This is a genomic window from Polynucleobacter sp. AP-Sving-400A-A2 (assembly GCF_018688155.1).
Classification (GTDB): domain Bacteria; phylum Pseudomonadota; class Gammaproteobacteria; order Burkholderiales; family Burkholderiaceae; genus Polynucleobacter.
In genome coordinates this window covers 844,644-864,125 of the sequence record NZ_CP061312.1, presented here as the reverse complement: position 1 = coordinate 864,125, position 19,482 = coordinate 844,644, and the positions used below count along the sequence as shown (strand labels likewise).

General features: G+C 44.4%; 24 protein-coding genes and 1 riboswitch. Of the genes, 6 read left to right on the top strand and 18 right to left on the bottom strand.

From position 1 onward, the window contains the following. Positions 1-32 precede the first annotated feature (32 nt). Positions 33-881, bottom strand: coding sequence for a YhjD/YihY/BrkB family envelope integrity protein (locus tag C2758_RS04615; RefSeq protein WP_215329799.1), 849 nt, complete (start codon positions 879-881; stop codon positions 33-35). 30 nt (positions 882-911) lie between these two features. On the opposite strand from C2758_RS04615, the gene wrbA reads away from it, so the two are divergent. The 3 genes from wrbA (at position 912) to C2758_RS04600 (ending at position 2,214) form a co-directional block, all read left to right on the top strand. Further along, positions 912-1,514: an NAD(P)H:quinone oxidoreductase gene (gene wrbA / locus C2758_RS04610; protein ID WP_215329798.1), complete on the top strand. Its 603-nt coding sequence runs from the start codon at positions 912-914 to the stop codon at positions 1,512-1,514. Between the two features lie 3 nt (positions 1,515-1,517). Further along, positions 1,518-1,922, top strand: a complete 405-nt coding sequence (locus C2758_RS04605; RefSeq protein ID WP_215329797.1) for a DUF2069 domain-containing protein — start codon at positions 1,518-1,520, stop codon at positions 1,920-1,922. Between the two features lie 106 nt (positions 1,923-2,028). Next, entirely contained in the window at positions 2,029-2,214 is a 186-nt protein-coding gene (locus tag C2758_RS04600; RefSeq protein ID WP_215329796.1) for a hypothetical protein, read from the top strand. A gap of 84 nt (positions 2,215-2,298) precedes the next feature. On the opposite strand, the gene C2758_RS04595 is transcribed toward C2758_RS04600, so the two are convergent. Beyond that, a complete protein-coding gene (locus C2758_RS04595) occupies positions 2,299-3,303 on the bottom strand; it encodes a sulfurtransferase (protein ID WP_215329795.1) in 1,005 nt (334 codons plus the stop codon). Positions 3,304-3,336: 33 nt separating this feature from the next. Beyond that, a complete protein-coding gene (locus C2758_RS04590) occupies positions 3,337-4,611 on the bottom strand; it encodes an MFS transporter (RefSeq protein WP_215329794.1) in 1,275 nt (424 codons plus the stop codon). 57 nt (positions 4,612-4,668) lie between these two features. Between C2758_RS04590 and C2758_RS04585 the strand changes: the two genes are divergently transcribed. Together C2758_RS04585 and ppk2 are read left to right on the top strand one after the other, a co-directional pair. Next, the gene (locus tag C2758_RS04585) at positions 4,669-4,947 is read left to right on the top strand and encodes a serine/threonine protein kinase (RefSeq protein ID WP_215329793.1); all 279 of its coding nucleotides are present in this window, start codon (positions 4,669-4,671) and stop codon (positions 4,945-4,947) included. Positions 4,948-4,972: 25 nt separating this feature from the next. Then, positions 4,973-5,746 (top strand): polyphosphate kinase 2, encoded by a 774-nt coding sequence (gene ppk2, locus C2758_RS04580; RefSeq protein ID WP_251369264.1) that lies wholly within the window; start codon positions 4,973-4,975, stop codon positions 5,744-5,746. A 1-nt stretch (position 5,747) separates the two neighbouring features. On the opposite strand, the gene C2758_RS04575 is transcribed toward ppk2, so the two are convergent. The 3 genes from C2758_RS04575 to C2758_RS04565 are packed head-to-tail and all read right to left on the bottom strand — an operon-like array spanning position 5,748 to position 7,073. Then, positions 5,748-6,011 carry a hypothetical protein gene (locus tag C2758_RS04575; RefSeq protein ID WP_215330309.1) on the bottom strand — a complete coding sequence of 88 codons (264 nt, stop codon included), beginning with the start codon at positions 6,009-6,011 and terminating at the stop codon, positions 5,748-5,750. Between the two features lie 7 nt (positions 6,012-6,018). Next, the gene (locus C2758_RS04570; RefSeq protein ID WP_215329792.1) at positions 6,019-6,705 is read right to left on the bottom strand and encodes a DUF3313 domain-containing protein; all 687 of its coding nucleotides are present in this window, start codon (positions 6,703-6,705) and stop codon (positions 6,019-6,021) included. A gap of 35 nt (positions 6,706-6,740) precedes the next feature. Beyond that, positions 6,741-7,073 (bottom strand): hypothetical protein, encoded by a 333-nt coding sequence (locus C2758_RS04565; protein ID WP_215329791.1) that lies wholly within the window; start codon positions 7,071-7,073, stop codon positions 6,741-6,743. 86 nt (positions 7,074-7,159) lie between these two features. Here C2758_RS04565 and pcaC point away from each other — a divergent pair, with 86 nt between their 5' ends. After that, the gene (gene pcaC, locus C2758_RS04560; protein WP_215329790.1) at positions 7,160-7,537 is read left to right on the top strand and encodes a 4-carboxymuconolactone decarboxylase; all 378 of its coding nucleotides are present in this window, start codon (positions 7,160-7,162) and stop codon (positions 7,535-7,537) included. A 1-nt stretch (position 7,538) separates the two neighbouring features. On the opposite strand, the gene C2758_RS04555 is transcribed toward pcaC, so the two are convergent. The 12 genes from C2758_RS04555 to C2758_RS04500 all read right to left on the bottom strand — a co-directional run bounded on the left by C2758_RS04555 (position 7,539) and on the right by C2758_RS04500 (position 19,457). Further along, positions 7,539-8,273 carry an amino acid ABC transporter ATP-binding protein gene (locus C2758_RS04555; RefSeq protein WP_215329789.1) on the bottom strand — a complete coding sequence of 245 codons (735 nt, stop codon included), beginning with the start codon at positions 8,271-8,273 and terminating at the stop codon, positions 7,539-7,541. Between the two features lie 30 nt (positions 8,274-8,303). Beyond that, on the bottom strand, positions 8,304-8,972 hold the full coding sequence (locus tag C2758_RS04550; RefSeq protein WP_215329788.1) for an amino acid ABC transporter permease: 669 nt from the start codon (positions 8,970-8,972) through the stop codon (positions 8,304-8,306). Between the two features lie 20 nt (positions 8,973-8,992). After that, positions 8,993-9,781 carry an amino acid ABC transporter permease gene (locus C2758_RS04545; protein WP_215329787.1) on the bottom strand — a complete coding sequence of 263 codons (789 nt, stop codon included), beginning with the start codon at positions 9,779-9,781 and terminating at the stop codon, positions 8,993-8,995. A gap of 32 nt (positions 9,782-9,813) precedes the next feature. Next, positions 9,814-10,728 (bottom strand): amino acid ABC transporter substrate-binding protein, encoded by a 915-nt coding sequence (locus C2758_RS04540; protein ID WP_251369263.1) that lies wholly within the window; start codon positions 10,726-10,728, stop codon positions 9,814-9,816. Between the two features lie 181 nt (positions 10,729-10,909). Continuing rightward, on the bottom strand, positions 10,910-11,488 hold the full coding sequence (locus C2758_RS04535; RefSeq protein ID WP_251369262.1) for a cytochrome c: 579 nt from the start codon (positions 11,486-11,488) through the stop codon (positions 10,910-10,912). Between the two features lie 14 nt (positions 11,489-11,502). After that, positions 11,503-12,780, bottom strand: coding sequence for a sorbosone dehydrogenase family protein (locus C2758_RS04530; protein WP_251369261.1), 1,278 nt, complete (start codon positions 12,778-12,780; stop codon positions 11,503-11,505). A gap of 146 nt (positions 12,781-12,926) precedes the next feature. Continuing rightward, positions 12,927-15,038, bottom strand: a complete 2,112-nt coding sequence (locus C2758_RS04525) for a TonB-dependent receptor domain-containing protein (protein WP_215329786.1) — start codon at positions 15,036-15,038, stop codon at positions 12,927-12,929. A gap of 102 nt (positions 15,039-15,140) precedes the next feature. After that, complete coding sequence (locus tag C2758_RS04520; RefSeq protein WP_215329785.1) at positions 15,141-15,746, bottom strand: alternative oxidase; 606 nt, start codon at positions 15,744-15,746, stop codon at positions 15,141-15,143. Positions 15,747-15,899: 153 nt separating this feature from the next. After that, positions 15,900-16,085: a hypothetical protein gene (locus C2758_RS04515; RefSeq protein WP_215329784.1), complete on the bottom strand. Its 186-nt coding sequence runs from the start codon at positions 16,083-16,085 to the stop codon at positions 15,900-15,902. Between the two features lie 118 nt (positions 16,086-16,203). After that, positions 16,204-16,308, bottom strand: a riboswitch (glycine riboswitch). Between the two features lie 187 nt (positions 16,309-16,495). Further along, positions 16,496-17,803, bottom strand: coding sequence for an aspartate aminotransferase family protein (locus C2758_RS04510; RefSeq protein ID WP_215329783.1), 1,308 nt, complete (start codon positions 17,801-17,803; stop codon positions 16,496-16,498). Positions 17,804-17,817: 14 nt separating this feature from the next. Beyond that, on the bottom strand, positions 17,818-18,744 hold the full coding sequence (locus C2758_RS04505; RefSeq protein WP_215329782.1) for an NAD(P)-dependent oxidoreductase: 927 nt from the start codon (positions 18,742-18,744) through the stop codon (positions 17,818-17,820). Between the two features lie 2 nt (positions 18,745-18,746). After that, on the bottom strand, positions 18,747-19,457 hold the full coding sequence (locus C2758_RS04500; RefSeq protein WP_215329781.1) for a trans-aconitate 2-methyltransferase: 711 nt from the start codon (positions 19,455-19,457) through the stop codon (positions 18,747-18,749). Positions 19,458-19,482 lie beyond the last annotated feature (25 nt).

Below are 19,482 nucleotides of genomic sequence, written 5' to 3'. Positions count from 1 at the left end.
CCCCCAAGGAATCAAGCGACATGAGCAGTATTTCAGTAACGAATAACCCTAAGCAACCCATTTCGAATGCTAGGGAGATTAGCAACTAAGACTGCCCCAGCCAAAGTAATCCACCAGGTCAGGTAAATCCAAATCAGTGCCAAGGGAAAGATTGCAAAAGCGCCATAGACCGTTTTGTAAAAACCGACATTACCTAGAAAGAGGCCAAAGCCAAACTTCATTAACTCAAAAGTGAGGGCCGCAAAGAAGGCGCCGCTCAAAGCATCACGCCACTCAATTTGGGCATAAGGGAGGATTTTGTAAGCTACTGAGAATACGGCCATGGCCAGAAGTATGGGTACCACCGTTGCCACAAAACCCAAACTAAAGCTCAGAGTTTCCGTCCACCCCTCTGCCGCACTAAATAAGAGACCGCTTAAGTAAGTTCCAATACCTAATAGAACGGGCCCCAATATGGTTGCAGAAGAATAGATCGCAACCCTCTTCAAAATCGGTCGCCTTTCAGAGATGCGAAAGATCTGATTAAAGGCGTTTTCAATCACTGCCAATGTCATGATGGTCGTAATCACCAAGCCGAGCAAACCAATCAAGGTAAGACCTTTGGCCTGCGCTGAAAATTGATCCAAGTAATTAAAGACTTGCTGATTTAAGCCCCCTGGCATGTAGGTGTCTAGCAACCAGGCCTGAAAGGCATACTTAATACGAACCACACTAGGGAGATAACCAATCAGAATGGAAGCCACCGTCAGCATCGGAATCAAGGCCAGCGTTGTAGTAAAGGCCAGGCTAGCAGCTACTTGCTTTAGATTTTGACCCCGGTTACGCTCCCAGATCTCTTTTCCAAGAGAGAGCCATAATTGAGGATTCTGTATAAGGCGCATCGCCCATATCATAAGAGATAAGAGAACCATATGAGCCAATCTGACATTTTAGTTTTGTACTACTCACGCTCTGGAGCAACGCGGGACTTAGCTCGACTGATTGCTGAAGGTATTGAGAGTGTCCAAGGCGTTAACGCCAGACTACGCACCGTACCAGCGATCTCCGCAGTTTGCGAGGCTACGGAAGCTGCTGTCCCAGCCGATGGCGCTCCCTATGTTGAATATGCCGACTTAAAAGAATGTATTGGTCTTGCCCTAGGTTCTCCAACGCGCTTTGGCAATATGGCCGCTCCCATGAAATACTTCTGGGATGGCAGCTCCTCAGAATGGCTCAATGGCGCCCTCGTTGGCAAACCAGCCTGCGTCTTTACCAGTACGGGAAGCCTGCACGGCGGTCAAGAAAGCACCCTTCTGACTATGATGATTCCCCTGCTTCACCACGGCATGATGCTGATGGGTATTCCGTATAGTGAGCCCGACCTGATGAGCACCTCAAGTGGTGGCAGTCCTTATGGCGTTACCCACCTGGCGCATGCTGATGGTCGAGCGCCCATTAGCGCTGAAGAGCAGCGCCTAGCCATTGCCCAAGGCAAACGCCTTGCAATTGCAGCACTCAAACTCAGTCAAGGGTAATTTATGCTCAAAAGCTGGCTCTCCAAAAACCCTTACCAACTCATTGCTACGGCAGCTTTTGTTGACCTATTCATCCTGTGCGTAGCTTGGGAATGGTTTATCTCGCCACTGAGGCCAGGAGGCTCTTGGCTCGTTCTCAAGGCCATCCCCTTGTTATTTGCCATTCCAGGCTTATGGAAAGGCAATGTTTACACCATGCAATGGGCCTCCATGCTGATCCTCCTCTACATTACCGAGGGCTTGGTGCGTATTTTGGAAACGGGGGTCAATTTCTGGATGGCCGCCCTAGAAACGGCTATTGGAGCAGTTGGGTTTGTATGTCTGCTGATGTTCCTCAAACCCATTAAAGCGCGGGCTAAAGCAGCAAAAAAGGAACAGGCCGCGGTAGAAAACAGCCTTAAAGAATAAAAAACCATCAATTTGACTAGTTTTTGTTGATTTCTTGAAAAATATTACTTAACTCTGTCATCCCAGCCACTTTTCCATGCGTTGTATGCTCATGGAGGTAGTAAATATGTCAACAAGACTAAAACGTTGGGCCCGCACAATTGAGCAGATCGACTTGTCCAAAAGGACGCCTGAGGTCGCGATTAGCTATTTAGATAGCAAATACCGCGATATCGCCTGGCGATACATCCGCATTTTGGGCTTTGAACGCACTATTAGTTTTATGGCCAGCAATAACTTTCACCCAGAATAATCCGCTTCACTCAAAAAAACCCCAGAAGATCTCCTCTCTGGGGTTTTTCACTTTAGAGCCCTAAGGACCAGCCAATAGAAGGGGTTAGTTGCTACTTTTGGCCTTTAAAGCCTCTTCCAGCTGATTAATCTTGTTTTGCATTGCAGATATTTTGGCATTGAGGGCGCCTACATTTAGGAAGCTTTCCTCTGAGACTTGGGCCTTGAGGTTATTTCCCCAACCCAACCATGATGAGTCGTAAACCTTTACCTTCTTAAAGCCCAGATTTTTGAGGACTGTGGCTGTTTCGGCAGCACGCACCCCGCTTTGGCAATACACCACCGTCTCTTGATTGGGATCCAAATTCGAATACAGTTTTTTCAGATCCGTCTGGCTTTTTAGAGTCATTCCAGAGTTATCAGAAACCTGCTTCTTACCAAGCTTGATTGACGTTGCAGGATCCTGCCAATTTTCCTCGTAAGGAATATTGATCGCATTGGGTATATGGCCACCTCGAATTGCACGAACATCTTTACCAGAAAACTCGTCAGGAGTTCGCACATCAATAATCTGGACTGATTTAGATTGAGCCAACTTCAGCATCTCCTCATTCGTCACTAGCAACTGAGGTTGAGGCACTAAGGTTACAGAGACAGCCGGCAGATTGGGACGCTCCTTTTGAAGAGTTAATCCAGCTGACCTCCAAGCATCAATTCCATCATGATAGATTTGGGCCTGCTTACCGCCAAAGTAATGAATCGTATAGAGGCCGAAGTAAGCGTATGGATTTCCGCGGGAGCCGTACACCACAACATCTTTATTCACATCGAGTCCAGCAGCATTAAAAATCGCTTGAATTTTTGCAGTGGCGATGTAGTCCTCTTTATTTGCATCCCTCAGAATATTGCCTGCATCACCAATATTGATAGCGCCAGGAATATGCCCCTCCAAATAACTCTTTTCATCTCGCACATCCCAAAGAATTGCGCCTCGCGCTATGGCCTCCTGCACTTGCCCTGTCTGAATAATGGCATCATTTTTTTGAGCTACAGCCATAGAACTCAAGAGTAAGAAGCTAATGGAAAAGATGTATTTGATGGATAGACGCATATAGATGCCTTCTTTTGATAATGGGACGTAAGGTTAAATATTAACTCGCTGCTCTTGCTGAGAATGAAATACCCAAAAGGCCAACAAAAGAAAGGCTATGACAGCACACGAGCCTGAGAACAAAAAGGCATAACTGGGATTAAATGATTCATATAGCCACCCAAATATGAGGGAAGCGGGCAAGAGCATCAAGCCGGAAACCAGATTGAACCAACCAAAGGCTGTACCAGCCATTCCTTGGGGAGCCAGGTCTGCCACTAGAGCCTTTTCTACTCCCTCGGTTGCGGCCTTGAATAATCCATAAATTGCGAATAATCCACAGAGCATCCATAAAGAGATTCCAGAAAAACTCATTGCAATGTAAAAGAATGCAAAAGCAGCCCAAGCAATCAGAATAAAGTGTTTACGACTGAATCGATCCGAGAGTGCCGATAGCGGCGTTCCAAAGATAGTGGTGATTAAAGAGATGGCTGCCCACAATAAAGGGATTTGCTCTTGAGGCACACCAAGTTCCCTTGCCCTTAACAACAAAAACATATCCGATGAGTTTGCTAAGGCAAAAATTCCGGCAACCAAAAAGTAGCGTTTGAATTGCGGTGGAAGGCCCTCAAGCGACCAAGAAAAAGGCTTCACTGCCACTTGCTCACGAGGTGGCTCTTTGAGACAAAGGGCCAAAGCTACAGCAACGATGCCGGGCACGATTGCCCATAAAAAGATATCCCTCAAGGGAACCTGCATCCACAGTAAAAATGCTGCCATCAAAGGTCCAAAGACTGCGCCGGCATTATCCATCGAACGATGCAGGCCGAAGGTAATGCCGCGTTGATTAGGCTGAACGCTCTCTGCCAAAAGAGCATCCCGCGGAGAGCTTCTGAGTCCCTTACCAAGACGGTCTGTAAACCGAATACATAAAACCCAGGCCCAAGAATTAGCGATCGCAATTAAAGGCCTACCAATCCCAGCCAAGAAATAGCCAATCACAATCCAAGGCTTGGTTTTTTTAGTACGATCGACAATCACACCAGACACCAACTTAAAAATACTGGATGTAGCCTCTGCAATCCCCTCAATTAGACCCAAGGCCTTAGGGCCAGCCATGAGCACGGTGGCAAGATATAGAGGCATCAAAGGGTAAAGCATCTCACTTGCAGCGTCATTCACAAAGCTAATGAGGCCAATGAGCCAAACCGTTCGCGGAAGGGAGAATAATGTTTTCAACATACCAAGCCAATGTAGCACCAAATTAAATGTGGCTCCGACTGTCATAATCGCTTGAAACTCTACCCAATAAAACGTACGATCAGGCATTAGATATCAGCTATTTTGCAGATTGAATAAATAGTACTCTCTTGAAAGGAATACACCATGAGTCAGAAAAAATTAGTGAAGCAATTATTGAAAAAACTAGACAAGCTCGAGGCAGATAGAGAAAAACTCATCGACAAGCTGGCAAAAGCTTTGGATAAGCTCGAGAAAAATACGCCAGTTAAAAAAGTTGTAGCTAAGAAAGCAGTAGCGAAAAAAGTTCCTGCAAAAAAAGCACCAGCTAAAAAAGTCGTAGCCAAGAAAGTGCCGGCAAAGAAGGCTCCCGCTAAAAAGGCTGTAGCAAAGAAAGTGGCTCCAGCAATACCTACTGCTGCATAGTCAATTGCATCAGTGAAGGCTGCCCGTGAGTAAATCAGAAATTCATGAACATACTTACGAGGCAGACCTCAGACTTCTTCAGATTGAATTAGTCAAACTTCAGCATCACATCATTCAAACAGGTAAGCGACTCTTAGTTATTTTTGAAGGTCGCGACACTGCTGGTAAAGATGGCTCCATCAAAAGTATTTCGGAACATTTAAGCCCTAGGGATAGTCGTGTCGTTGCCTTGAACAAGCCCTCCCCGCGCGAGGAAGGTGAATGGTACTTCCAAAGATATATTGCGCAGCTACCGACTACTGGTGAATTCGTATTATTCAACCGCAGTTGGTATAACCGTGCTGGCGTTGAAAAAGTCATGGGATTTTGTACTGATGCGCAGTACAAGCAGTTTATGAATACGGTCAATGATTTTGAATCTCTACTAGTCGGATCAGATATCCGACTAATCAAGTATTACCTAGACATCAGCAAAGAAGAGCAAGCGGCCAGGCTCAAGGATCGCGCCAAAGATCCACTAAAGCAATGGAAGATTAGTCCGATAGACCAAAAAGCCCAGAAAATGTGGGACGCCTATTCAGCTGCTAGAGATAGCATGCTCAAGAAAACCAGCTCCTCAGATGCCCCATGGACTGTTGTTAGTGCCAATGATAAAAAGCTTGCACACCTCAATCTGATTGCTGATTTATTGTTGCGAGTTGACTACCCGGATAAGAATAAGAAGATCTTAAAGATTGATCCGAAGATTGTGCTGACTTGGCCTGCGGGTTCTAAAAAGCTACCGAAGCTCGCTCAATAGATTAACGATCTGCTATCGCCTGAATTTGAGTAACAGTGACATAAGCTCTTCCCTGCTCATCAATTCTGTTGAAATGGTCATAGATTCGAGGCATACAGCCTTTGGCCTCAAGCATGGTCAACTTACCATCTCGATTAGTGTCGCATTTAGCGAAGCGCTCTTGAATTTCTTTATTACGTGAGGCTTCATCAGCGTAGGCAGGGACCGCTAGAAATAGGAATGCTGCCGCGCCGATGAGGCATAAGTTAGCGATAGAAAATCCCATAGAGCCCTTATTTTGTGGCAGTTGCTCTTGGATCAGCTGAAGTCTCCATTGCTACCTTGACTACTTTTTTAGCCATGGCCACAAATGATTCGACTGAACCACCGCCAGTACGGAAAGATTCACCCTGAATGGTTACCAAACCCTCGCCAATGACTTCCCTAGTTTGGCTATCGGTAATTTTGCTCTCGACTAACATGGCTGGGGTTTTAGAGTTGACGCCACCAGCATAAGCAGCCGCATTCATTGCCAAGCCAATCGGCGTGAAATTCCATGGCTGCAGGCTATCTGCTGAACTCTCTGCACCAGTAATACCAACGGAGATACGAGCAACCCCTGGGCCGGGTTGATTGACGATCTTAATATTGCCACGACTGTTTATTGCATTCACCATGGAGTCTTGTAATGCAATCTGTGCTTGATTAATCACCTCTGGAGAAATTTCCTTCGTAGCATTTTGATTCAAGTAAATTGGATCCAAGATCACTGCAGTATAGGCGCCAGGATTTATATCAGCTTTACGGTATCTCCAAATACGAGTATCCTCTCCCGATGTCGCCATCGGCACCAGCGCTGAGTAATTTGGTAAAAACCCAGACTTGGGCATTGGCTGGCTTGCCAACTTAGGCGTATTACTACAAGCAGCTAACAAAGTAGCTACAGAGATTGCTGTAACTAAAGCGCCTAATTTGTTCATATTTTCTTTCGGTAAACGATCTATGTGATCTTTGATTACGGTGCTGGGCAAGGCATCAAGCTACCTGATTTTTGATGAAGTTGTGGCTTGCACTCTACCGGTACAACAACAGCTTTTGGAGTTGTTGCTGAGGTAAAAGTAGATACTTGTTTGACTTCACCTTGAGCTAGCTTTAGGGCAGGAACAGATTTATAAAACTCTTTATCAGTGCCAGGGCATGGCATTAAAGCACCGGTTTTAGCGTTCATGACCGATTTACATTGTGGATCAGCCTGTAACCTGGCCTCGAGCTTATCTACAGTACAGGCGCTTAGTAGAGCTAAGGCGAAAGATAAGGTGGTAATACGAAAAGAGAAAGTCAGGCTCATGAAAATCATTCTAGGCTAAACGGGGGTAGCTGAATAGTGGCAATATATTAATTCCAACAAATATAGTACGACCATAGGAGCTTGATATGAATAAAGAAGCATTTGAAAAAGGCCTTAAAACTCGCCGCGAAGTCCTAGGGGCAGAGTATGTGGACAACTCCATCAAGAATGCAGACGCATTCAATATGCCTATGCAAGAATTGGTTACCGAGTATTGCTGGAATGAAATCTGGAATCGTCCTGGCCTAGACCGTAGAACCAGAAGCATCATTAACCTATCTATGATTACTGCTTTAAATCGCCCCCATGAGCTTAAGCTTCATGTGCGCGGGGCCATTAATAATGGGCTAAGCAAAGAGGATATTCAGGAAGTGTTTTTACAGGCTGCAATTTACTGTGGAGTACCAGCAGCGATCGATAGCTTCAGATGCGCCAAGGAAGTGTTTGCTGAGATGGGGATTTAGGTCAGTGATCTAAGATTTTTGAGAGGAAATCTTTGGCTCTCGGCGATCGCGCTTCGGGCTTGCCAAAGAACTCCTCCTTACTGCAGTCCTCAATGATTTTGCCTTGATCCATAAAAATCACGCGGTGACTTACCTTGCGAGCGAAGCCCATTTCATGGGTAACGCAGCACATCGTCATCCCCTCATGTGCAAGCTTCACCATCACATCCAATACCTCTCCCACCATCTCGGGGTCTAAGGCTGACGTTGGCTCATCAAATAGCATCACCATCGGATCCATGCTCAAAGCACGTGCAATTGCGACTCGTTGCTGCTGACCACCAGACAACTGTCCAGGAAACTTGTCCTTTTGAGCCATTAGCCCCACACGCTCTAAATATTTAAGGCCGTGGGTCTTGGCATCATCTACCGATCTACCTAAGACCTTCATTTGAGCAAGCGTTAGATTTTCGGTAACGCTGAGATGCGGGAAAAGCTCAAAGTGTTGAAACACCATACCAACGCGGGAACGCAGTTTGGGTAAATTGGTTTTTGGGTCATGCAGCGCAATTCCATCAACCATAATCTCACCTGCCTGAAAGGGCTCGAGCGCGTTAATGGTTTTAATTAGAGTGGATTTACCAGAGCCAGAGGGGCCGCAAATTACCACCACCTCACCTTTTTGAATCGATGTTGAGCAATCAGTGAGTACCTGAAATGAGCCATACCATTTGGACACGTTTTGAAGTTCAATCATGATGATCTATTTAATTTGTACTGGATGAGATTAGCGAATAATGGCGACTCTAGCTTGTATCTTACGAACTACTTTAGAGAGCGAGAAACAAATTACAAAATATGTTGCTGCAGCCAAAATATAGGTTTCAATTGGGCGGCCGTAATTTTTACCAGCAATCTCAAATCCCTTAAGTAGGTCGTACGCGCCAATGGCATAGACCAATGAGGTATCTTGAAACAAAACAATGGTCTGAGTCATAAAAACAGGGATCATGTTTCTAAAAGCCTGAGGTAAAACCACTAGACGCATATTCTGGCCATAAGTCATACCCAAGGCTTCCCCTGCAAAGCTCTGCCCCTTCGGTACGGACTGAATGCCAGCGCGCACAATCTCTGAGAAAAATGCTGCCTCAAATGCAATGAAAGTAATCGTAGCCGAAAGATCAGCGCCAATGGGTCTGCCAATCAACATCGGGATCAGCAAGAAAAACCAGAGAATTACCATCACCAAAGGAATAGATCGCATGGTGTTCACGTAAAAGGTAGCGGGATATACCAATGCTGGCCGTCCAGACAAACGCATTAAAGCTAAAAATGTCCCAAATAGGATGCCTCCCACTGTTGCAAAGACAGTTAACTGAATACTAAATACCAGACCCTTCAAGATATAGTTGGTAAATAATTCCCAATTATAAAAACTCAGGTCTAAGCTCAGCATATCATTAGCCTCATGAACATCTAGTGAGCCAAGCTTGCGTCATTGGAAACAATAAAACCCGGAATGCGATTACGCTTTTCAATTAGTGTCATTACTCGATTGACTGCGAATGCCGAGAGCGCGTATAGCAAGGTCACTGCTAAGTAGATTTCAACACCCTTCGATGTTTCTTCTTGAGCCTGCATTGCAAATAAGGTGAGTTCCGGTACGGAAACTGCGAAAGCCACCGAGGAGTTTTTAATGAGATTCATGCTCTCCGAGGTCAGTGGTGGCATCACAATCCGTAATGCCATTGGCAAGATAATGTAACGGTAACTTTGCAGGGTTGTTAAGCCTAATGCAGTTGCAGCAGCCGTTTGTCCGCTAGGCAGAGACTGAATGCCCGCCCTGACCTGCTCAGCTATACGAGCGGATGTAAAGAAGCCCAGAGCAATACTTACTAACCAATAAGATGGCAAAGACTTTAAGGGCAGTACAAAGGATGGAATGACGTGATACCAAAGAAATACTTGAACCAAGATAGGGATGTTTCTGAATAGCTCCACCCAAGCAGTAGAAATATGAATTAACCATCTATTCAGAAAGCTGGTAGCTGGCAGAGTACGGAGAGTGCCCATCACCGCCCCCAGAATAAAAGCAATCATCAAGCTTAGGGCTGCTACCGCCAAAGTCCAGCCCCAGGCCTTCATCAGCCAATCTAAGTAGCTTGGATCACTATTTTGAGCCAAGCCAAACAGTGCGGAGAAGCAGTGATCTACTACTTCTCCATCTAAGGTGTTCTTACAAAAAACACCTAAATCTAAAGACATATTGTTGGCTCGTATTTAGTGATGACTACCGTTTATTTCTTGTTGTAGTCTTCAGCAGGCTTGTCATTGAGATTGGCCCAAGCGTTTTTAGTTGCTGGGGACAACTCAAGGTCCACGACAATACTCTTTGGTGGAATTGGAGCTAAGAACCATTTATTCCAAAGCTTAGGCATATTGCCGTTAGCTACAATCTTAGCAATCGCAGCATTCACAGCGGCCTTAAATTCTGGATCATTTTTGGGGACCATGATGGCAATAGGCTCCGTTGCCAGTACCTCACCCACAATCTTGTAGTCCTTTGGATTTTTGGAGTTGGCAATGTTACCAGCCAGGATTGAACCATCCATTACAAACGCATCTGCACGGCCAGACTCTAGCAATAAGAAACTGTCGGCATGATCCTTACCAAATACTTCGTCAAAATTAACACCATTGGCTTTTTCATGTTTACGTAGTAACTGTACTGAAGTAGTACCGGTAGTGGTAGCAACTTTTTTGCCAGCTAGCTGAGCAATTGAAGTAATGCCAGAGTTAGCTTTTACTGCAATCCGAACTTCTTCAACGTAAAGGGTATTTGCAAAGCCTACATCCTTAGCGCGCGCAGTATTGTTAGTCGTTGTTCCGCACTCAATATCTACTGTCCCGTTTTGCACTAAAGGTACGCGATTCTGAGATGTCACAGGTTGATAGTTAATACGCAAAGTGCTTAGGCCAAGCTTATCTTTTAGGTCAGCCAGAATCATGCGGCAAACTTCAACGTGATAGCCATCAAAGCGGCTATCACCAGTGGTGTATGACATTGGAATAGACGATTCGCGAACACCCATAGTAATTGCACCAGTAGATTTCATCTTATCCATTGTTGCGCTAGCAGCAAAAACAGGTGTAGCGCCCAAAAATAATGTTGTAGCGATCAAGCAGTTAAGACTGAGTTTTTTATTTTTCATGAATATCTCTCTTGTTATAGATATTAATATTGACAGCTAGTATTTCAATGAAGAGTGAAGTCATCGTCGTAGTCATTAATAGATAAACGAGCTACGCCTTAAAAGAATGCGCCTCTAAAGTGAAAAACATCCGAACTTCTTGTTTGGGTCTGTACTAAGATTCAAATAGCACATCGCTTCATTACTGTAATTGTGACAGATAGTGGGCAATTGCTTTTAAATCATCGTCCGTCATACCGTATAGGGATGCCGCCATGATCGTATCTCTACCTGTAGCTTGATTTGAACGAAACTGTCTCATACTGTACAAAAGGTAGTCTTCTCTTTGAGCAGCAATTCTTGGCATCTGATCTCTGCCAACATAGCCAGGCAAATGGCATGTTCCGCATAAGGCCTCTTTTGAAATCACTTGGCCCTTTTCAAATAAAGTAGCATTCCTAGAGCCTGCTTGCGAGATAGCTGGACTATTGGTGTAAAACTTTGCAATCGCAACAATAGCAGCATCGTTTAAGCCATCAAGCTGCCCCTTCATAACCGGGATATCGCGCATACCCTCCCGAATCATCACCATTTGATTTTCTAGAAAAGTCTTAGGCTGACCCGCTAAAGATGGGGTGCCTACAATTTTGGAATTGCCATCGGCACCATGGCAAGCGCCACAAACCTGAATCTTGGTACCAATGTCTTGCGCAAAAGAAAGCGACGCTGCACTAGAACATATGAGTCCTAAGGCAAACGTCGCTATTTTTAAATACTGCACAACAATACTGCGAATTACTTAGCTGCTACTAGTTGCTGCTTGCTATAGGTAACTCGGTAAATTGCACCTAACTGCTCATCCGACACCAACATGGAGCCATCAGGCATCTGCATGAGATAGGCTGGACGACCCCAGAATGAATTGTCTGCAGGATTCATAAAGCCCGTAATGAATGGAGTAATCTTGGCATTTTTACCATCTGCACTAGTCTTGACCATGACAACGTCATATCCAGACTTTTGATTACGGTTCCATGAACCCTTACGAGCAACTAGTGCTGCATTTTTATATTCAGCTGGGAACATATTGCCGGTATAAAACTTCATGCCCATCACTGCAGTATGCGGACCCATTAAAGTAACGGGTTGCTCTACACCTTCACAAGGGTTTGACTTCTTCACAACATCGTCTGGGATATTGCCTGAATGGCAATAAGGGAAGCCATAGTTCAGACCTGTTTTTTGCATGCGGTTAAGAGTGTCGTTTGGTTTATCGTCACCCATCCAGTCGCGACCATGATTGGTAAACCACATTTGCTTGGTAGTGGGGTGCCAATCAAAGCCGACGCTATTGCGAACTCCGGTTGCGAGTACTTCCATACCTGATCCGTCAGGGTTATAGCGACGAATTTGAGCGTACTCAGGGGTAGGCAACTCACAAATGTTGCAAGGCGCTCCAAATGGAACGTAAAGCTTTCCATCGGGTCCGAATGCAATGTACTTCCAGTTGTGGTGCTGCTCGGGTGGCAAATTAAATTTAGCAGTGAGATCTACTGGCGTTACGCTTGGATTTTTTTCAATCCCGTCATAACGCAGGACTTTATTGATGGCCATTACATATAAGGAGCCATTATTAAAGGCAACTCCAGCAGGCTGCACTAATTTGTCTACTAATACACGGCTAGTGCGCTCTTTACCGTTGTCGGTTAATTCATAAACACGGCCAATGGCTCGGGTACCAATGTAGATCTTGCCGTCATCACCGCGAGCCATCGCGCGTGCTCCAGGCATACCAGTTGCCCAAACCTCGATCTTGAAACCTGGGGGTAATTTCAGCTTATCAATCGGAATTTCATTTGCCGCTGTCGTGGTCATCTTTCCTGGCATTGGCGCCAAGGTCGAAGTGGCCATATCTGGACCCATGCCCTGCTTCCATGCTGGCGCTGGAGCCGCCGCTGCGGGAGCTGGGGCAGTCTCAGCTTTAGGAGGAGGTGTGATTGAGCAGCCTTGCAGAATCACCAAGGACATGGTCAAAGTAGAAAGGGTTGCTGCCGAAATAAGTCTCTGGGACATGGTTGTTTCCATTCTTTTTTATGACTAAGTTTTTTATACAGTTAGTGCTATTAATTTAATTCTTTTTTACCGCAATCGCTATGGTCTGATACTAGGGTTTTGCCTTATAAAGCTGCAACAAATTGACTCTGGGGCACATTTTGAGATTACTTAAATTGATAGCTTGCATTGGCACCGATCATCCAATTACGTCCGGGGGCAGCCTCATAAAACTGGCTACTAGCCTGATTAACGATGACAGACCCAACATATGAGCGATCCAATATGTTATTAATCCTAAAAAATTGTGAGGACGACCAACCGCCAGAAAGTTCTTGACGCAAAACACCACGAATATTCATCACAGCATAGCCATTTGCCATACTCGAGCTGTTGATGTCATTAACCGCCATAGAGCCATTGACCCTCGCCTCTACTGCAGCCTCCATCGATTTATTAGGCTTAACCCAGAGGAGCTCAGAAAAAAGGCCTTGATTGGGAACGCCAGGAATTCGATTGCCGCTGAGCACGACATTGGTTGTGGTCGGGATACCAGTAGCTTGATAAGTATATGAATATGCCTCTTTAACAGTTGCATTTAACCAAGTGTATGCAAGATTCATTTCGAAATCATGAGGTAATTTAAATTGCGAACCAAGCTCCATCCCCTGTCGGTTCGTCTTAGGAGCATTAGTAAACGCAGTTCTCCCAAAGCTCGAGGCACCGACTACGATATCGTTTGTGGTGTTGGCATTAAAAAGGGCTACATTAACTTGGGCCGACTTCGATACTTTGGATTTAAAACCAACTTCCAGCTGTTTAGTAGTGGCGGCAGATAAACCAAAATTGGAGCTACTAAAATTAGAGTTGTACGTCACTTGATTTAGCGTAGGAGTATCAAAACTCGATCCATACGAAACATATACATTGGAGAGCTCAGTTAAATAATATTGCAATGACATCATGCTGGTGAGCGCCTGATAAGTATTGGAGCCACTACTTGTATTATTCAGTGCAGGGCTATTACTAATTGAGCTCAGAGTAGTTGTGGAATTTCTTGCGCCCATATTGAGTGATAAGCGCTCAAGCAAGCGCCAATCTAAATGAGCATATTGATCAAAGTTTTTGGCGCTCATGCGGTAATTTTGACCAAGTGCTCCCTGAACGCCCCCATTATTTTGATAGGTCATGCGCTGATCATCATTCTCATTCATGTCAACGCCGCCGACTAAGGTAAGTGGCATCTCTAGCATTTGGTTTTTTTGAACCCATTTACTGTCCATGCCATAAAAGTTTCGCTTTAAATCAATGACCCCATTACTCTGGGCGGCCAGAAATTGAGTGACATGACGCTGGCCGTAATAAGGAGTAAACAACAGCTGATTTTCTTGATCCACACGGGTATCAATCGTAGCGCCCGTCTGAGACTGCAAAACTGACTTACGTGTGTTTTGACTAATGGCACTATTGCCAGCTTGTTTTGGGTTGGCAGCTAATTGGGATGACGTTAGTCCCAGTGGATCTTGAGCAGTTAAATTAACATTATTAGCAATAAATGTGACGGCTGTATCGCCACCCATCTGAAACTTCAGCTTTGAATTCGCATTAAATCGATCTGCTACGCTATGTACCCGATAGCCATTGGTATGAAGGTCTCCAACATCGAGCAGATAATTAGTTTCGCGATAAATGCCGCTTGCCTTAACGCCTACTTTTCTTTGCGAGTAAGACCCCACCTCAAAGTAAGGTACCACCTCGTTATTTGGACCACCATCTTGCGTAAAGATACTGATCACTCCGCCAGATGAATTGCCATAGAGAACAGAGTATGGGCCACGCATAGCCTCAATTCGCTCGGTAGATGGCAAATCAATATGTGAGATTTGGCCCTGCCCGTCTGCGACGGTGCCGGGAATGTTATCAACAAAAATTTTGATACCCCGCGTACCAAAAGTAGAGTTTGCTCCAAAACCGCGGGAGGATATTTGAAGATCCTGTGCATAGTTTTGACGATTTAAAGCAAAAATACCAGGCACTCGGTTCAATGGCTCGGAGAGATTTTCCATAGCCTGACCGCTTTGAATCTGATTGCGGTTAACTACGTTGATTGAGGCTGCTGTATCTAATATTTTCTGCTCATATCCACTAGCCGAGACCACAATCTCATCAAGTGGCGGAGCTTCGTATTCAGGCTGATTTGCAAGCACTGGCTTAATAAAAAGACTGCTTACGAACAGCGCTAATGCCTTTTTACGAAAAGCAGGACTTCTAGAATTCATTTTTCATATAAAGCGGAAGGTTTATAGGCAAGGACACATTGAAAAATTTAGCATGCCCAGCAAGATTCGAACGTGCGACCTAAATCTTATTAGGCTAGACCATTAATCATAGTCACTAGCAAATTGGTGATTTGTATCTCGATGATGAGCTTCATCGTTTCGGACCGCAATCACAACATCACGCAAGGTTGCATTGGCATCTAGCTTCCAATAATCGATAGCAATCTTAGGAGCAGGAACATTAGGCGTGCGTCCCTCAACAATTTCTTTTAAATATTCGGTATAGGAGTAGACAGCCTCTTCCTCAAAATAGCCAACTATGCGATGCGCTGTTCTTGGAAAGAACACATAAATAATGAAAAAGAAATTCCAGAAAATGGCTTGAGTAATTAGGACCAGATAGCGCTCAAACATATTGGGCTTTGCAATCTCGATAAAGGTCATTAAATGCATTCTTTCGTTCTCAGCTTCTGCTAAGAGCGTACGGATCTTTGGCCCATAGCCAACCTTCATGCTACGCAGGCTGGTTAAATGGGTCCACATACCGGCCACCATTCCCGGAACTCCTGCGACCGTTTCCAAAACAACAGCTCTGTGCCCATAGCGTTTCTTAAAAAAAGTATCAGCAAAAAAACGCATGCCCTTAGTAAACGATAGAGCAACTCGATCAGAAAAATCAATGGGGGTGTAGTGGGCGATCTCTTTCATACCGAATACTTTAAGCGTTTTTCAGCTTTCTTGCCCGCAAGTCATTTTTTTACTTACTGTAGCTTGAGTATTTGGCCTGCTCGGCACGATTTGAGCTTGTGACCTAGATCCTAAAAACCCCAGCTATTGCTAACTGGGGTTATTTATTAACTATCAGGCTGGGGTAAATGACTTTGAAGACTTACAGAAATCCACAATCAGCTCTGAAAAGCCAAGGTGGCGAGCGTTCATTTTTCTAAAGCTCTCTAATTCGGCAATCGCTGGTGAAACTTCATTTTTATAGGAAGCATCCTCATATCCAGGGTGAAAAGGGGCTTCTTGGACTAGTTTATTACTCATGATGTATATCCTTATTCAGTAGGTGAAAATTGAATCAAATGATCTGCATTAGCAAAAACTGAATTAGCTCGGAAGTGTATGCATGCGAAGTCTCCTAAAGTGCCATATCAATATGGCTGCCGCTCCCCCTGTCCCTGATACCTGAGAGATTCACACTACAGCGTGGCTGAGTGCTTGCTCCTTCGGTGCACCATAAAGATGGTGTCTCTCCAGACGGCTATTTAGGATAAGCAGTACCTTCCTAATGGATACCTGAGCGTTCATGGGAGTTTGCGCCTTCGGTGGAGGTAAACCTCACTCTCCTGCTTAAGGAAAGTATATCCTTAAAATCAGAATAGGATCAAGCCTTACTTTAAATAACGCTTGAGGAGGTTTAATTGTGAGATCTATTTAGCGCAATAAATCAAATCTTAGAGTACTGATTTAATTGCTTTTGTAGCCACATCCTCTAACCAAGCAAAGTCTATTTGACCATGTGCCTCACAAATAAACCATGGCTCTCTTGAGTCTGGCTCGAGCATTACTCCATACTCAATTAATTTCCAAGCAAAGTTCTTATATAAGGTGTTATTGACCTTTCGCCACTGACGATAATTATTGGGCACTTCGCTCGAAAAATGAATACCTAACATTGCGGGAGGGCCTGCAAAGGCATGCTCAATTCCCGCGGCGGTAAAGACGCGGCCTAGTAGTGCTTGAATCTTTTGCCCCGCCTCATCTACTGTTTTAAGGGCATTGGTATTTGCCAAAATATCTAAGGTTGCATGCGCTGCACTTAAACTAACTAAGTTGGCAGTATAGGTTCCACCATGCACAACACCTCCTGCATGAGAGCCAACTACATCCATTACCTCGAATCTTCCACCAAAAGCAGCAACAGGATAGCCGTTACCCATAGCCTTGGCATACGTTGTCAGATCTGCATAAATCCCATACAAAGATTGGGCGCCACCCTTAGCCACCCGAAATCCCGTTTTGACTTCATCAATAATGAGAATCGTACCGTTTTCGGTACACAGATCACGCAACCTTTGTAACCAGCAATTACAGGCTGCAATACTGCCAGCATTACCAATAATGGGCTCCAATAAAACACAGGCTAAAGAATCTTTCCGAGTCATAAAAAGGTGCTCAAGAGACTCAAAATTATTGAGTTCAATAAAATCTACCAATTCGCGCGTATTGTCTGGGATGCCTGCACCAAATGGAATGATCTTAGGGGGATGAAGATCGCCGGAATTCCAATTTTCGATATCAGATTTCCACATCATTTCATCAACTAAACCATGAAAGCTACCTTCTACAATAGCAATTCGATCCCTACCAGTAAAACCACGTGCCGTTCTGACTGCGCCTATCACGGCTTCGGTACCGGAATTAGCAAACCGTAACTTATCAATTTGCGGGCATAGGGCTTTGATTTGCTTGACCACCTCAGTATCTAGCGATGTAGAAAAACCTGACAGTGTTCCACCTTCCTGAATTTGTCGAATGACTGCTTGATCTACTCGATCATCGCGATAGCCCAAAATAATTGGGCCATATCCCAAACGAAAATCAATATATTTTTTGCCATCACAGTCGGTCAGCTGAGCGCCCTTGGCTGAAGATATAAATACAGTTTGTTCGTCACCCCAATAGCGATAGTTTTCTGCAACCCCTTGAGGCATATGCAGGTGCGCCTCTTGCATGAGTTTGACTTGATTTTTTAATGTCATGATCGATATATCCGTTACGGGATTAGGTTTTGTAAATGAGGGCGCAAATAAGTACCTACCCGATCTTCTAATAATTTGACTACGTGCAACTCAGCAGCAGATGCTCCATATTTTTTTTGAGCCTCCTCGAAAAGGCTTTGAACGAATTGGCCCATCGTCAAGGTAAAGCCCTGAGACTGCGCAATTTGATTGACCAAATCTAAATCTTTACAACATAGCGCTAGAGAAAAACTTGGGTCATAGTGCCCTGCAAATATCGATGGAATGTCATGTTCCGCTACCCAGCTATTACCAGCACTTGATTGAATCGCTTCAGCAACAATTTCAAGCGGAATATCAGCCTTAGCTCCTAACATCAAGGCCTCGCCGATCACTGCGGCGTGAGTGAACCATAGCAGATTGGTTAGCAACTTAATCGTAGCCCCGTTACCAGATTTACCAACATAAAATATTTTTTCACCGAGCACTTCAAAAATAGGCTTGTACTTTTCAAAATTTGATTGCTTACCGGCAACAAAAATAGATAACTTACCAAGTACTGCAAAGTCAACAGCATTAGTCACTGGCGCCTCTAAAAAGCCTACATTCTTTTGCTCTAGAAGAATTGATAATTCTTGTGCAAGCTCTACCGAGCTAGTGGAAGTATCAATAATGGTTGAGTCTGGCTTTATTGCATCAATAAGCCCACCGCTACCAAACATCACCTCCTTGACTTGTGCTGGACCAGGTAATGAACAAATCACCACTTGAGATTGCCGACCAAGTTGCGTAATATTTTCTGCAAGGTTTGCACCCAAGGATACTAAATTTAGTGCCTTGTGAGGCTCACGATCAAACACACTGACCCTGTAACCTGCTTTTAATAAATTGGCAGCCATGGGATTGCCCATATTACCTACACCAATAAAACCAATCAAAGGATCGCTAATCTTGATGGACATCTTTAAGTGCGCTTAAATTCAAGAAAATGTTGGTGCTTTTCTGTCCGTTCCTCATACTCAAAACCATAACTCGAGAGTAATTGCTTAGCATCGCTAAAATTATAAGTACGGTAGTGGATCGTTTGAGCCATTACTCGATGACCTTTATCATCCAGATAATAGTGCTTAGTAAATCCGAGCTCTAGGGGTTCAATCTTTTGTGAGTAAATCATCCCATTAGAAATAGGCTTCTCATAATCATGGTGCGGCCCTTGAATTCCTAGTAGCAATTTTCCACCGGACTGAACAAATCTACTTAAACTTTCAAGCCCAAGATGATTTGCATGCTCATCATAGATATGGCTAACTAGAAACGGTTCTTTATCTCCATCAATCACGAAATACCAAACTCCACCATAAGAAAATGCCAAACGATATTGCTGCTCAAGACTTAACTCCGTAATATTTTGTTGGCTTAACTTAATGTTTGGGTAAGACTCTAAACGTTTTTGGGCGATTTCAAGCATTGATTGGGTTAAGTCTATGCCGCGGATATTTGCAGTTGGCTCACGTTTGGCAATCTCTTCCAAAATTAAACCCGTACCGCACCCAATCTCCAAAACATTCTCAAAAGGATGATGATTTAGTAATCCATCAACAATTGCCTGATAGTCGTAATACCCTGAGGTCATAATCGTGTCGTAATGTGCCGACATCTTGGTGTAATCACCCATCTGCTTTCCATTTCTAATAGGGATC